This is a genomic window from Candidatus Polarisedimenticolia bacterium (assembly GCA_036004685.1).
GTDB lineage: Bacteria > Acidobacteriota > Polarisedimenticolia > Gp22-AA2 > AA152 > DASYRE01.
Genome location: DASYRE010000014.1, coordinates 1 through 14,863 on the forward strand (window position 1 = coordinate 1; position 14,863 = coordinate 14,863).

Genomic DNA, 14,863 nt, shown 5'->3' on the forward strand with positions numbered 1-14,863 from the left:
TGCGCGATTTGCTCCTCGAGCGGTTGATCGGTGAAGGTCGTCATGCCGTGCGCGCCTTCATCCAGATACCCCGCAGGGTACCGTCCACGGCCTTCCACTGCTGGCGCTGGGCTGCGAGCTGCGCCCGGCCTTCTTTCGTGATCCGGTAGTACTTGCGCCTGCGGCCATTCTCGGCCGCGGACCACTTCGCCGCGACATAACCTTGGCGCTCAAGCCGGTGCAGCACGGGATAAAGCATGCCGTCGGTCCACTGTAGGCGCCCGCCTGACAACTCGGCCACTCGCTTGATGATGGCGTAGCCGTAACTGTCGCCTTCGGCAAGGATGGCGAGCACGAGCGGCGTGGCGGAAGCAGCAACTAGGTCCTTATTCACGTCCATACGTAGAAGTAATATACATTGTGGTTCTATGTATGTCAAGCCTCAGGCAAAGAACCTCGATTGAGGGAAGCAGGTCGGCAGGTAGTTGGTTGGACAACCATGCTGCAGTGGAGCCGACAGCGCCAGCGCGATCTCCAGCTCCAGGAGCTCGCATGCGCAGAAGGATGCCAACAAGGAGGAGAAAAAAGATCGGCCCTGCTACGCCAAGTCTAGGCCGATCCCTGGGCCGGGCCCGGCACGATGGGGTGAGAGTCGTTCTGGGACTGCAGCACGAACGGATTCATCTGCGCGGCTGAGACTTCGACGCCAAATAAGGTGGATGACCTGCGCGAACCAGGAGGTGGGCCAAAGTGCAGTTAGGAATCTATAATCGGCTGAGGCCGTCGTAGGAACCTGGACTTCACCGACCGGGAAGGCCGGAGGGTTTTCACTCCAATGAAAAACGAAGACGACGATATCCGGAATGTCGATCCTGGCGCTCTCTCAACCGATTTCGTCTTCGACACCGAGGCCGAGGTCGCTTGTCCCTACTGCGGCGAAAGAGTCTTGTTAGGCCTGGATCCGGGCGGCGGTACGACGCAGGAGTACGTGGAAGATTGCCAAGTCTGCTGCCGGCCTTGGCGCGTTCGGGTGAGCTACGGCGAGACTGGGGCTGCCGAGGTGCGGGTCGAACAGGCGCAGTGACCTGCCAGCAACAAAATCTACGGACCTTACCCCCCACTTCTTGTTGATTCGGCACGTGAGAGTCCTGCCCCGGTAAATGTCGTCTTGGCCGAGTGTACCTACTATGGCCAAGATGAGAGGCATGCAAAAGAATCGATGATCCGGCATGAGCCGACGACCGAAGAACGGCGATATCAACCGCCAGATCGGGGAATCGGTTCACGGGAACGGGCAGCGGGACGAGAGTATTTGACTCGCCGAGGTTGTGGGCGGGATAGCCGGGCGGTCGCGCGCGTCCGGGACTGAGGCGTTCGGGTCGGGCCGGGATCACAAGCGATCGACGGCGAAGGTTCGCTCCCCGGCCGAGGGATCGTCCCTCAGATTGAAATGGATCACTCCCATGTCGCGGCCGTCTTCGAGCTCGATTTCCACGCGCCACCGGCCGGGCCGGTAGTTCTTCTTGGTCGCAAAGGCGCGAAAGCCCTCGCCCCGGCCGCCGGTGACGGTGAGCGGCGTCCGCCCCTGTTCCAGCCACTTGCCGTTCGGCCCCTCGAGCCACCAGTGCATGAAGACGACGTCTCGGAACCTGTTGGGCGCGAAGATGCGCGCGAAACAGTAAACGAGGTCACCCGGCCGGGCCGCGAAGTCCTGGTCGCCGTGGTGCCACACCTTCCACCACGGGCGCAGATGCTTGAGCTGGTAGGTCCTGCCCGCCGGTGCGCGTCCGGCGAGGGTCGCCGCCTGTGACGGTGCGGCCTCGGCCGCGCGGCCCGGCGGGACGATCTCGTGGTAGATGCCGATGTACTGTACCGACAGCGGGACGGGCGGGATGGCTCCCGCGAAGTAGGCCACGACTAGGAGCGCCTGCATTCCGACAGCGGGGGCCGCCACTCTCCGCAACACCGATCTCGAGTCACCGGTCCAGCGGATCAGCAGTCGCACCAGCCAGGTGCCGGCCGCGCAGGAGAGGGCCACCGACGCCACGAACAGCCACTTGCTGAGGAAGCCCGAAAGGATCGGCAGGAGCAGGGCGCAATAGGAGGTTGCGCAGAGGCTGAGCAGCGCGAAACGGATGATCGGTCCGCGCTTGCGAAAACCGGGCAGCTCGTTGGCGACGAGCAGGGCGCAAATGAACGACAGGAAGAGGAGGGACGATATCTCGGAGGTGCTCTTGAGATAGAAGAGCGTGAATGAGCTCAACAGACTGCCGAAGAGAAAGTGGATGACGTCCTCGGAGAAGCGCCACGCCTTCTCCAGCATGGGCGGTGGAGAGGCGACTCCCGCCCGGTAGCGCTCATCCAGAAGCATCAGCCATGCCAGCACGACGAGATACAGCCCCTGCTGGACGAGCGTGAAGAGGTCATCGATGCGGGAGAGCGTGAGGATGTCGAAGAGGAAGCCGGCGGCGAAGAAGAGGGCGATCTCCGCCTTGGCGTGCCGCTCGCGGAAAGACTGCAGCCGCTGGTAGCGCTCGTTCAGTCTCGATTTGATTATCGCCATCGGGGGGCCGCCTCTCCGCGGACGACATCTGCCGCCGGCTCCGGCGCCGGGAACGGCTGGGCCCGGGGCGCGTCGTCCGGTAATCGGCCCCTACGGGCCACAATTTAATGCCGGAATCACCCCGGATCCAGGTTGACGGACGAGCCGGTACCTCTTCAGCCGCATGGAAGGCCGGCATGACGGCGGAACACGATCCCAAGCTGGAAGGAGCGCTGAGGCCCTAGAACGTGGCGCAACGGAAGGATAAGCTGGATTTCAGGGTCCGATAGGAAATGTTTGAATCACAGGGTCTTGAGCAGCGTGGACTGGGAAGGATGCGCAGGGCTCCCGGGTTCGCCTCTTGTCTCGCTGCAAGTCCAAGTCTATACTTCCGGCGCCAACAGTTTCTCAACAACCTGGACGGCGGCCGGTAACGCGCTGCCGAATCCATCTTCCCCCCCGGAGGTGCTCATGCGGAGAAACCACTGGATCGGCCTCCTGACCGTGGCGTGCTTTGCCGCGTTCATCGGAAGCCTCGCCCTGGCCGGCGGACACGGCTGCACGATGAAGGCGGAGGATTGCGCCAAGGAGATGACGACCTACTTCAAGACCCACGGCTGGCTCGGCGTCGAGAAGGACCACAACGAGGACGGGACGTTGACGGTGACGAAGATCGCTCCGGGAGGACCCGCGGAGAAGGCAGGGTTCCAGGTGGGCGATCGGATCGTCTCGATCAACGGCGTGGCCCTCCCCTCGGGCAATGAAGAAAAGCTGAAGGCCCTGAAGGAGGGGATGAAGATCGGGGACACCGTGACCTACGAGGTCAGCCGGAACGGCCAGAACGTCACGCTGCAGGCCGGCCTCACGAAGATCCCCGACGATGCGCTGGCCGCGATGATCGAAAAGCACCAGAAGGAGGAGCACCAAGTCGCGCGAAAGTAGCCGAGACGCGCAAGGATCCGCGAGACGGCCGGGAGAGTTTTCCCCGGCCGTTCGTGTATTGCTCAATGAAGCGGGTCCGGCATACGTTGGTGACTTCACCCCCCTGAGCATGAGAGGCGGTCGAATCCAGGGTCTTGAACCAAGCGATGAGCGGAAAGGAGGGACTGCATGACCAAGATGCGCGGATTCCTCGGATTGCTGGCGGTCATGGCGATAGTGGGAGCCATCGGTGCGGCAGGTATCACGAGGGCCGCCGACCGAACCCAGGAAGCAAAGGCAGCCATTGAAAAGGTGAATGTCGCCTTCACCCGGGCGTTCGAGCGCGGCGACGCGGCAGCCCTCGCGGAGATGTACACGGTCGATGCCATCGTGTTCCCGCCAGACAAGGAAATGATCAAGGGTCGTGACGCAATCGGGGAGTTTTGGAAAGCGACACGGGATGGCGGGGTCACCAGCGCAACGCTGACGACGCTCGACGTTGGCAGAAGCGGTGATCTTGCTTATGAGGTCGGGACCGCTTCTCTGACGATCCAATCCACCGGCAGGGAGCCGACTACGGCCAACGCCAAGTACGTGGTGGTGTGGAAGCGAGCTGCGGGTTCATGGAAGCTGCATCGTGACATCTGGAACGGTCTTCCAGAACCAAAGTGACCGGCCGCCATTCTCGAAATCAGCTGAAGGAGGCCATCTCCTGAACCCGGGCGCGCGTGGGCGCGCCCGTCTCCGGTTAGAAGGAGCCTGACGGAGAGCTCACGAGCGATATCCTAAAAGCTTCGTCGCATTGGCGGTCTGATCCAGGCAGGTCCGCAGCTTCCCAGCAAAACCTCCTATGCCGCGCCCGAGTCGTTCAGGAGTGATCCCGTTTTGCGATCCTCGAGTTGGTGTATCCTGCTGCTCCGACGCGAAGGCCGCCAGGACGAGAAGAGGTGTCGAGGACCACGATGAACCGTGTAGGTCCTAGCCCGCGGGTGATGGCGATCCTGCTGTGCTGTCTGAGCACGGCCTGCGGCATACCGTCGATGGATCCTTCGCTGCCCGTCTACACCTTCGAGCAGACCGATTCGAGCCATCCCGGGCACCGGCGGAGCACGGTCTCGACAGCGGGCGCGTCGTATGTGAACGACTTCGAGGAACAGTCGCTGCAGCTGAGCGAAACCGATCCGAAAAAGGTCGTCGGCCGCAGTCAATACGGCAACGGTAAAATCTGCGCGATCGCCGGCCAGGATCCATCGGCTTATCTGGCGGTGGACGTCGGCTCCGAGATGCCCGCCTATGAGGTGTTCCGGAACATCAAGCATCCGGCGTTCGACTGGCGGCGCGCCGTGTTCCAGAGAATGCGACTGGCGATGCCGGAGGGGCCTGCGGCCAACAAAGAGACGACCGATCCGGCGCTGATTGACGACGTCGTGCGCACCTTGCGCGATGGCGCGCCGGCGAGCCCCTCGCCAACACCGCCGGCGGTAACCGCCACCGCCAGCCCGGTCGGGGTGTACGGAGTCCTGTTGTTCAGCGACCAGCTCCCGGGGCTGATCTTTCGCCCCTCGTGTTACCTCGAGAAGACCGGGCAGGTCTATCTGGCGGATAGCCTGGTGCTGACGTTCACACGAACGGAGCAATCGGTTCAGGCCGAGTGGATCCCCGCCAGCCCGCTGTTCGCCCGATGGGTGCAAACTCCCTGATTTCCCGCCTGGTCGCGTTTTCAAGCGCCATACGAACATCACTATACATGCCCTCGCAACCAGCTCCTCCTCTAGCCTGGCTGCGCTCCGCGTCCTGCGCAGCGCGCTGATCGCGGTATTGAGCGCCACGCGGTGCTTCTCCAAAGCTGATAGACGGTTTCCTGAAAAAGGTCCTCGCGTCCTCCGGACTGTCGGCGTACATCCGGCACGCCCGCCGGAGGAAGAGCTGGTGTCGATTCAAGAGCTCCAAGAATTCTTGATCCGCGTCCTTCCTGCTTCATACCCTCTCGATCCGTCTGATTAGTCGGCGCTCAAGCGGAAAACTTACACCCGCGCCCAGTTTTTCGTGGTTTCCCATGAATACGGACCATTCGGGTGACTGTCGGACAGTGACTCACGTGGTGCAACCGGAGAACAGGTCGGGAACGGTCGGAATGCGTCATTTGACTCCAGCGCGAGTCGGGGGTAGGTTGCGGTTGGCGTGACTTGGGCCGGATCGTCCGGCCCAGGGTTCGAGCCCCCCGAATAAAGGAGATCAACATGAACGAGAAGAAAGAAGAGACCCCTCTCCCGCTCGACTTGGAGATCGAGGAGATCGAGAAGCGCGAGAAGGCCGGGGGAACGTGCACGTCGTCCACCACCTCCAGGCATTGCACCTGCATGTGCATCGCGCCCACGACGACCGCTCGCAGCTTCTAACGTCTCATCTCGCGCGTCCGGCGCCGAGAGACGCAAAACGCTTCTCTCAGCGCCGGACGCCGTCCCGCCATCGAGATGCCTGCTGAGCGTCGGTTCGTCCTCCTCCACGCGCCTCCAGGAGGTCGCGCGGTCCCTCTGAGAACCGGCGCCTTTTGCTTGGCTCTCCCTTCTTGCCTCCCCCCCCGCGCTTCCGGCGCGACGAGCGACCCTTGAATTCGCACCCAGCGCTGATCCTTTCCATCCCCGCGCCAAAGGATCGGCAGGACGCGATCCTGCGCGAGACGATTGCGCCCCTCCTGCGCGAGTTCGCCTCCTCGTCCCAGCTCGATGCGGCGTACTTCGAAAGGTTCAACAAGCCCGATTGGGGCATCCGCTTCCTTCTCTTGGGCGCGCCGGCCTGGGTCGAGAAGGAGGCGCGCCCTCTTCTCCTGCGCCGGGTCGTGGACGCGGTGGAGGGTTCCGCGTTCGTCGCTGAGGATCCTGAGGACAAGTGGGTCGGGGGAGTGCGCGAGCGGCAGCACCTCAAAAGGATTCACCACCTGGACTCCCTGGCATGCCTCGAGAGGATCGAGATCGAAGTCCGCGGGTCCCGGGCGGGAACTCGCGCCCAGTTCAGCCTCCTCCTCGTCGAGAGGCTTCTGGATCTCTTCGGACTCACCGGCGCCACGAGGCTGGCCTTCTACCGACGTGGCTTCCAGTGGGAGCAGGACCTCGGGCGCTGGGACGGCGAAGTGTTCGCCGCCTTGGAGAAGAAGTACGAATCCCAGAAGGAAGTCTTGCGATCCACGCTCGAGTGCCAGGCCGACGAAGCGCACGCGGAGGCGTGGGGAGGCGCTGACTCATCCGGCATCGCCCTGCGATTCCTCGACGCCGCGCGCGAGCCGGTGACCTCGATCCTCGCCGCCCACGCCGCCTCGAGCCTCGAGAGGAGTCTTCTGGACCTCGCCGTCTTCGCGGCCCACGCGCATTCGAACCGCTTGGGCATTCACGCGACGCAGGAGGCGACCCTCCGCTACCTCGCCTGGCGCGCCCGGGCGGGAAGATGGGGAGGCGGGTCGTGAGCCGCACGGCGCTCCTTCGAATCGCGAGCCTTCCGTTCGATTCGCTCGCCGCGCTCCACGGAGGACCCTTGCTTCAGGATCTGGAGGCGCTGCTCGGCGCCGAGAGCATGCTGTCCGGGGAGGCGCGCTCTCTCGCCGATTTTCTCCATGCCGCGGCAGGCGAATCCACCGACGATCCGGAGCGCGCCAAGGGGCGCTTCGCCGTGCTGCGCCTCCGGAGGGACGCGCACAACGGCCGCAGGCTGCGGGGCGGCGACATGGAACAGGGACGAGCCCTTCTGGGCGCCGGCGCTCGCGACCGACTCGCGCGATACGAAATGTGGCTGGAGCGGCGAGACAAGGCGCGGGAGACTTACGAAGCTTCCTTCGGGGAGGCGCTTGGGCGTGGCCGCCTTGAGCTGCTGCGGATCACCTCCGACCCTCTCGTGGAGCACGGAATCTATCTGGCGAGCGGCTCCCTCCTTCCGAAGCTCCGCCGGCTGGCCCAGGCCGATCCCTCCCGCTTGTCGCACGATGAACGGCACACCGCCGCCAAGCTGGCGGCCTACGTCACGCGCATGGCCGCCAAGACGAGCCCCAACGGCCTGTTCTGCTCGGTCGCTCTGGCGCGGTTCGAGGGCCGCTCGACCTCCATCGAGGGCCTCCCGGGTATTTCCCACGTGGACGTGCTCCTGAGTCTCGCCGAAGCGCGCAAGGTGTCAGCCTGCCTGGCCGCCGATCCCGCGGTCGAGCCCGCCATCCTTCCCCGGCCCAACCCGACGCTGCGGGAGAAGGACGGTTCATGGACCTTCTGGAAGCCCGCTTCGCCGAGGAATCCGACCGACGAGGAGATCCTTTCGCGGGTCAAGGATCAGCCGGTCCTCCGTCTGTTCCTCGAGGAGGCCCGCGGCGGCATCCATACCCCTGCCGGGCTGCTCCGCGCCGTGGCGGCGCGAGGCGGGCGCGACAGCGAGGAACTCCGTCCCTTCTACCGGACCCTCGTCGAGCGCGGGATCCTGATCGCCGAGATCGAGATCCCCTACTCCTCCCGCCGGAGGCTCCGCGAGCTGGCCGCCAGCGCCCGCCAGGCGGGCGCCCACGCCGGCTGGATCGAGCGCGTCGAGCGGATCGAGGACGCCGTGGACGAAATCCCGCGCCTCGCCTGGGTCGCGCGGCGGGAGGCGATGGAGCGGATTGTCAAAGAAGTGGGAGCTCTTCCGCGGAACCGGCCCTTCAAGGCGGACGAGCTTTTTCGGGTGGACTCGGCCTCCTCGCTGGCGATCCGGCTCCCCGAGCGCATCATCGAGGACCTTCGCGGGCCGCTGCGCGTCTTCGTGAGACTCCTGGCGGGCAACTACCCTGAGGCGCTCCAGCACCGGAGCCTCGTCTCCCGCTTCCTGAAGAATCACCCGGCCGACACCGACGTGGAGTTTCTCGAGCTGTACGGCGGCTTCGCCGAGAAGGACGAGCCCCTCGTGCGGCCTGCGGAGTTCTCCGGCCCGGGGACCGAGGCCTCGGTCGGAGAAGGGGAGTCAGAGACCCTCTCGGCGAAACGGCGCACGTGGGAGTGGTTCGTGCGGATGGCGGAGGAATCGGCCCCCGGCGCGACCGTGGAGCTGAGCGAGGCAACCCTGCGTTCGCTGGTCGGGGACTTTCCCGAGCCGCGCTGGGCCACCGGCGTCCTGTTCCAGATCGCCGCGCGGTCCCCCGGCGACCTGGACGAGGGCCGCTACGAACTGGCACTCAACGGGCTGTTCAACGGGATCGGCCTCGCTCTCGCCCGCTTCGCGCACCTTCTCGGCGGCGGGCGCGCGGGAGCGGACAACCCGGTCGTCGCAGAGCTGCGCCGCGCGTGGTCCACAATGGAGCGCCCCGGAACCCTTCTCGCCGAGCTGACCTTCAACCACGAGGCGCGGACCGCGAACGCCGGGCTCCGGCCCGTCCTGTTCACGCACGAGATCGAGCTTCCCGGAGACAAGACCTCGCCGGGCGTCCAGGCGATCCCGCTCACCGATCTCGTGATTCGCTACGACACGGCCGCGGACCGGCTCGTCCTGCGCTCCGTGTCGCGAGGGGTCGAGGTGATCCCCGTCCTGAGCAGCGGCGTCAGCCCGTCCGGTATCGTCTCCGAGCTGGTTCACCTCGGGCGCCAAGGCTGGCAGACGGTCGGCTACGTTCCCGGCTTCCACGCTCCCCAGGTGTCTCGCTGGCCGCGGTACGTCTGCGGGAAGCTGGTCCTTTTTCGCGCCCGTTGGACGTTCCGGGCAGGTGAAGTCCCGCCTCTCGCCCGCGGCAAAGTGCTCCTGTCCGACGCCGAGTTCTTTTTCGAGACGGCAGGTTGGCGCGCGCGCCACGGCCTTCCTCGGCATGTCTTCGCGCACACGGCGGCCGAGCCCAAGCCGTTCTACGTAGACCTCGAATCCCCCCTCAGCGTGGATCTCCTAAGGCGCGCCCTGGCGAGCGTCCCCGGCGGGAGCGAGGTGGTCCTCTTCGTGACCGAGATGCTGCCCGGACCGGACCACCTTTGGGTCCGAGACGAGCGCGGCGGCTACGCCACGGAGTTTCTGATCCAGCTCGAGGGGGGCTCGAGCTCAGCATGAGCTCGCCAGAGTCTCAGCCGGAAAGCTCCGCCTACGCATCCTCGATGACGCGATACGATCGCTTGACAGAACGGGAGAATTTGCGTATGGAAGGTGGCGGGAATCCAATCCTTCATTTCAGGAGGGCGCTTCTATGCATCACCGTCGAGTCTGGATGATCCGTTTGTCAATCTTGACGCTGGTCGCGGCCGCGGGCCTGGCGATCATGGTCCAGCAGGGCCTCGCGGGGGAATCGGCAGGAAAGGCCTCGTCCAGCGCAACCATGGCGCGGGCGGAGACGAGCGGCCCCGCCGGCGAATTCACGACGGGCGCGGCGACCGACGCTCCGACGCCTCAAGAGCCCGCGCAGGCTAGCACTTCGACGGCCGCCTGCAAGAGGGCACCTCAGTGCTCGGTCGACTCCGATTGTGACGTGGTGTGCGGCCCAGGGCTTGGAAAGTGCGTTCACAGCAGCTGCCCCACCCGCATCTGCAAGTGCCATTGAGATCGATTCGCTGGAGCCTCGAAGTCAACGCTGTGCTCTGGACAAATTCTTGGTGCCTTTCATTCGCCGATACGGCGGAGACGAAGTAGTTAGAAGCAGTGACCGACCCGTGTAATAAGTTGTTGCGCTGCGGTTGAAGTCAAATTCAACCCAGGCGTAAGTAACCAGAGGAAACGGGTCGGTCGCTTTTTGTTCCTGCCCTGAATCTATCTCAGGAGCCGACAATTCTCAGGTGAAATGGATTGGACCTCCTCCCTGCACGGAGGTTTCGGAGCAATTCTTATTTGCATCCCCGCGAGGTTGCGACCAGTCGCGATTCCTCCCTCGGCTCAACTCCGTCCCATGCCGAGCGGATGAATCGAAGTAGTCCTCTCCTGTACGCCGGCGAGATCGAGCGCGCCACGAGACAGGTCATCAGCGCCCGATTCTAAATCCTGGGCTTAATCCTTGCCTTGGTGGTTGCAGGGGCAGGGCAGGCGCGAAATGGGATGGGGGCTGGGCGAGTTCTCAACTCACTCCCGTGTCGTCGTTGGGACGATGCTCTTTCCGGCCCGCCTGCGCCCCGGCGTGCGGCTTCCGGACCGTGGCTCTGCACCAGCCCCGCAGCACTTGGGCGACGACGCGTACCGCCGGCTCGCGGACGATATCGTAGTGGTCGGCCGCCACGTCATGCACATCGACGCCTGCCTTGGCGAAGTCACGCCATCCGTGCGCCGGATCCCCGAGTGCGGCTCCGAGTCCCGTGGCGCGCAAGAGACACACCCTACCCGGATACCGGCCCGGCGTGTAGCACCGCAGGGCCTGGACGTGGCCTCGAACGATCCTCTCAATCCGCTTCAGCAGAGACCGGTCCAGGATCTCGACCTGCGCCTGTCCCATCTCGGCCATCACCATCGAAGTGACGGCCTCTTCGTCCAGGTGTGGGAACCCGCCCCCAGGATCGGGAGCGCGGGAGTCGACGAGGGCCAGCAGGGCAGTCTTCTCCCCTATACGGGCCAGGCAGCTGGCCATCTCGAAGGCGACGACGCCGCCGAACGACCAACCTCCGAGCAGGTACGGGCCCTTGGGCTGGATACGACGAATACTCTCCAAGTACGCGCCGGCGAGCGCCTCCACGGTCACGCCATCCGGAAGGTCTGCCACGAGTCCGGGAGATTCCAGTGCGAAGAAGGGGCGCTCTCGCCCGAGCCGATGAGCAAGGGTCGCGTAACAGATTCCCATTCCGCCAACCGGATGCACAAAGAAGAGGGGTGTTCCGCTCCCGGAAGACTGGAGTCGGAGGACGGAGGCCCGCGAGGAGAACGCCTCCGGCGTGGAAAATGAAGGAGGTTCGATCGCTTCGGCCTCTTCAGGCCGGCGCAGAATCGAGGCGAGCCCTGCGAGAGTGTCGTCCCGAAAGAGCGCGGCGAGCGGCAGCCTGCGGCCGAGCTCCTTCTCGATGCGGCCTATGAGGTCGACCGCCAGCAAGGAGTGGCCTCCGAGCGCGAAGAAGCGGTCCTCGACGCCGATGAGATCCACGCCGAGAAGCTCGCGCCAGATTGCAGCGAGGCGATGCTCGACACCGTCGCGAGGAAGCGTCCGCCCGGTCTCGGATTCCCCTTCGGGGATCGGCATCGAGGCCAGAGACCTGCGGTCCGTCTTTCCGCTGGGAGTGCGCGGGAGCGCTTCGACTATGCGGAGGAGCCCCGGCACCATGGGATCGGGTAGGCACGCGCCGAGGAAGCGCTTCAGCTCCGCCGGCTCCAGAGGAGCCCTGTTGCGGGGCACAATGAACGCCGCAAGGCGGTTTCCCGAAGTATCCTTGCTTCGGACCACCACCGCCGCGGCCTCCACATCCGGGTGCCGGGCCAGCGCTGCCTCGATCTCCCCTGTCTCGATCCGGAACCCGCGGACTTTCACCTGCCCGTCCCGCCGTCCCAGGAATTGAAGGCTCCCGTCCGGAAGCCAACGTCCCATGTCGCCCGTGAGGTAGAGCCGTGCTTCGGGGGTCCGATCGAACGGGTCCGGGACAAACTTTTCGCTCGTGAGGTCCGGGCGGCGATAGTACCCGCAGGCCACGCCGGGGCCTCCTATTCCGATCTCCCCCGGCACGCCGGCGGGAGCGAGACGCATGCGTCGATCGACTACGTAGACCTTCGCGCCCGGGATCGGGCGCCCGATGGGAATGCTGGCGGCGCGACCGGCCGCGGTTGCCTCGAAGGCCGTGCACCAAACCGTGGTCTCGGTGGGGCCATATTCGTTGAACAGCCGCGCGTGGGGCACGAGCGCGCGGTGGCGCTCCGGTAGATGCGACGGGCAGGTCTCGCCCGCCACGATCACTGTGCGGAGGGAGCCGAGATCCCCAGGCAGCGCGTGCGCCAGCAGCGCGTCATAGAGGGCCGGGACGCTCAACCAATGTGTGACCCTGTGTCGGGCGACCAGGGCCCCGAGCCTCGGGGGATCGTAGACGGACCCCTTTTCCGGCAGCACCAGCGTGCCCCCTTCCGAGAGAGTCCAAAAGAGGCCGGCCACCGACGAGTCGAAAGCAAAGGACGGGAGGAGGAGGAAGACGTCGGGCGTCTCTCGGTAGAATTCCGGCCGGGCCAGGGTGGAGTAGAGGAGGTTGCGATGCGTCACCGCGACCCCCTTGGGCTGGCCACTGGATCCACTGGTATATATAAGGTAGGCGAGATCGCCGGGTCCGGCACCGCGAAGCCGCGACTCGCTCGGCTTCGCTTCCGCCCCAAGCCCGCTGCCTGAACAGGCGTCGGGCTGTCGCTCCTCATCCAGGAGCAACACCCTTCCGTCCCACTTCGGAAGCCGTTCCAAAAGGCTCGTTTGCGAAACCACCACCGCCGCCTGGGTGTCGGCCAGAGCGAAAGCGAGCCGCGCCGCAGGCCAGGACGGATCGAGGGGAACGTAGGCGCCTCCTGCCTTCAGGATGGCCAGGATTCCCACGACCATCTCTGGGGAGCGCTCGACACAGAGTCCGATCAGGGACGCCGGGCCGGCGATGCGCCCCCGAAGGCGGCGCGCCATCTCCCCGGCGCGCAGGTCCAGCTCGCGGTAGGTTAGCCGCTCGTCGCGAAACGCCACGGCCACGGCGTCGGGCCGCCGCCTCGCCTGATCTTCGATCCGCTCGTGGATCAGGCGGCCGGTTTCACCACGCTGGGTGGCTCGCGACGCCTCCAACGCCGCGCCGCTGCAGCGCATCTGCAGGTGCTCCTGCTCTTCCTGGGTCGCGAGCGGCAATTCCGAGAGCCGTCGCGCCGGATCCGCGACGATTTCCCTTAGCAGGCAATCGAGGTGGTCCGCCAATCGCCGGATGGTCACCGCGTCGAAGAGGTCGGTACTGTACTCCAGCATCCCCTCAAGCCGCCGGCCGTCGTCGGCTAGAGACAACGTGAGATCGAACTTCGAGGTTCCGGCCCCCACCTCGAGAAACTCCGCGCTCAGGCCGGCCAGCCCGGCGGCGGGCGCGGCGGTGTTCTGTAGGACCAGCATCACCTGGAAGAGAGGCTGGCGGCTCTGGTCCCGCTCCGGCTGTATCTCCTCGACGATCTTCTCGAACGGCACGTCCTGGTGGACGTAAGCGTCCAGGGTGCTCCGCCGTACCCTTGACAGCAGCTCGATGAAGCCCGGGTCGTCCGACAGGTCGCAGCGGATCACGAGAGTGTTGGCGAAGAAACCGATGAGCCCTTCGATCTCTACACGCCGGCGGCCCGCGATCGGGAAGCCGATACTGAGATCTTCCTGGCCGGAGTGCCGGTGGAGGAGGGTCTGGAATGCCGCTAGAAGAGTCATGAACAGGGTGGCCCCGTGCCTCCGGCCCAGATCTCGCAGCCTCCGGAGGAGGGCCGGATCCACCGCCACCTTCTCCCGGGCGCCGCGGTAGGTGGGCACCCTGGGACGAGGCCGGTCGACCGGGAGATCGAGGGGTGGAGCGCCGGCAAGCTCGCGCTTCCAGTAGGCGATCTGCGACGCCAGTCCCTCCGTGACCAGCCACTGTCTCTGCCAAGCGGCGAAGTCGGCATACTGGATCGGCAGGTCGGGCAGAGGCGAGGGCCTGCCTTCCCGGAAGGCAGCGTACAGGGCCGCCAATTCCCGCAGGAAAATCTCGGTGGACCAGCCGTCGGAGACAATATGGTGGAAGCTCAGCAGCAGGACATGATCCTGCTCACCGAGCTTCAACAAGGACGCGCGCCGCAGCGGACCTCGGGCAAGGTCGAAGGGCTCGCAGGCCGCCTCCGCGGCTCGCCGTTGCGCCGCCTCTTCCCGCTCCGCGTGCGGCAGGGCGCTCAAATCGATGATCGACATCTCCTGGCCATGCCACCCTCCCGCAGAGTCGCCCGAATCCAACTTCTCGTCCGGCGTGCCTGTCCTCCGTGCCGGCGCCTGGATGACCTGCACCGGCAGGCCGTCCACTATGGGGAAGGTGGTCCGAAGCGACTCGTGCCGTTCCACGATCGCCTCCAGCGCTTGCCGGAGCGCCTGAACGTCCAGCGGCCCTTCCAGCCGCAGCGCGGCCGGAATGTTGTAAGAGGGGTTGCCGGGTTCTAGCCGGTCGAGGAACCAGAGCCGCTGCTGCGCGAAGGACAAGGGCAGAGGCTGCTCCCGGGGAACGGGGTGGATCGGCAGCACGGCTGCGCCTCGGCCCGCTCCCAGGGCCGCTTCCAAGCGCTCCGCCAGATCGGCGAGGATTGGTGCTTCGAAAACCGCCCTCACCGAGAGATCCACTTCCGCTCCCGCCCGCAGGCGGGCAACGATTCGAGTGGCGAGGATGGAATCGCCGCCGAGGTCGAAGAAGTTGTCATCGAGTCCGGCGCGCTCGATCCCCAGCACCTCCTGCCAGATCTCGGCGAGCAGCTGCTGCAGCGGCGTGAGCGGAGCCGCGTAGGCCACGTCCAGATCCGGCCGGC

The 14,863-nt window shown here is 65.5% G+C and carries 11 protein-coding genes; 8 read left to right on the forward strand and 3 right to left on the reverse strand.

Annotated elements, in window-relative coordinates; all coding sequences use genetic code 11:
- Positions 1–40: 40 nt before the first annotated feature.
- The gene (locus VGR67_03415) at positions 41–379 is read right to left on the reverse strand and encodes a helix-turn-helix transcriptional regulator (protein ID HEV8335445.1); all 339 of its coding nucleotides are present in this window, start codon (positions 377–379) and stop codon (positions 41–43) included.
- Between the two features lie 435 nt (positions 380–814).
- Here VGR67_03415 and VGR67_03420 point away from each other — a divergent pair, with 435 nt between their 5' ends.
- Positions 815–1,063, forward strand: a complete 249-nt coding sequence (locus VGR67_03420) for a CPXCG motif-containing cysteine-rich protein (protein HEV8335446.1) — start codon at positions 815–817, stop codon at positions 1,061–1,063.
- Positions 1,064–1,369: 306 nt separating this feature from the next.
- On the opposite strand, the gene VGR67_03425 is transcribed toward VGR67_03420, so the two are convergent.
- Entirely contained in the window at positions 1,370–2,542 is a 1,173-nt protein-coding gene (locus tag VGR67_03425; GenBank protein HEV8335447.1) for a DUF2914 domain-containing protein, read from the reverse strand.
- Positions 2,543–2,992: 450 nt separating this feature from the next.
- Here VGR67_03425 and VGR67_03430 point away from each other — a divergent pair, with 450 nt between their 5' ends.
- From VGR67_03430 to VGR67_03460, 7 genes are all read left to right on the forward strand, one after another.
- Positions 2,993–3,463: a PDZ domain-containing protein gene (locus VGR67_03430; GenBank protein ID HEV8335448.1), complete on the forward strand. Its 471-nt coding sequence runs from the start codon at positions 2,993–2,995 to the stop codon at positions 3,461–3,463.
- 168 nt (positions 3,464–3,631) lie between these two features.
- Positions 3,632–4,114, forward strand: coding sequence for an SgcJ/EcaC family oxidoreductase (locus tag VGR67_03435; GenBank protein ID HEV8335449.1), 483 nt, complete (start codon positions 3,632–3,634; stop codon positions 4,112–4,114).
- Positions 4,115–4,434: 320 nt separating this feature from the next.
- Positions 4,435–5,142 carry a hypothetical protein gene (locus VGR67_03440; protein ID HEV8335450.1) on the forward strand — a complete coding sequence of 236 codons (708 nt, stop codon included), beginning with the start codon at positions 4,435–4,437 and terminating at the stop codon, positions 5,140–5,142.
- A gap of 540 nt (positions 5,143–5,682) precedes the next feature.
- Positions 5,683–5,841 (forward strand): hypothetical protein, encoded by a 159-nt coding sequence (locus tag VGR67_03445; protein ID HEV8335451.1) that lies wholly within the window; start codon positions 5,683–5,685, stop codon positions 5,839–5,841.
- 209 nt (positions 5,842–6,050) lie between these two features.
- Entirely contained in the window at positions 6,051–6,902 is an 852-nt protein-coding gene (locus VGR67_03450) for a lantibiotic dehydratase C-terminal domain-containing protein (GenBank protein ID HEV8335452.1), read from the forward strand.
- Positions 6,899–9,481, forward strand: a complete 2,583-nt coding sequence (locus VGR67_03455) for a lantibiotic dehydratase (protein HEV8335453.1) — start codon at positions 6,899–6,901, stop codon at positions 9,479–9,481. Before VGR67_03450 ends, VGR67_03455 begins: the two co-directional genes overlap by 4 nt.
- Before the next feature lie 133 nt (positions 9,482–9,614).
- On the forward strand, positions 9,615–9,965 hold the full coding sequence (locus tag VGR67_03460) for a hypothetical protein (GenBank protein HEV8335454.1): 351 nt from the start codon (positions 9,615–9,617) through the stop codon (positions 9,963–9,965).
- Positions 9,966–10,472: 507 nt separating this feature from the next.
- Here VGR67_03460 and VGR67_03465 read toward each other — a convergent pair.
- On the reverse strand, positions 10,473–14,846 hold the full coding sequence (locus tag VGR67_03465; GenBank protein ID HEV8335455.1) for an amino acid adenylation domain-containing protein: 4,374 nt from the start codon (positions 14,844–14,846) through the stop codon (positions 10,473–10,475).
- Positions 14,847–14,863: the final 17 nt, after the last annotated feature.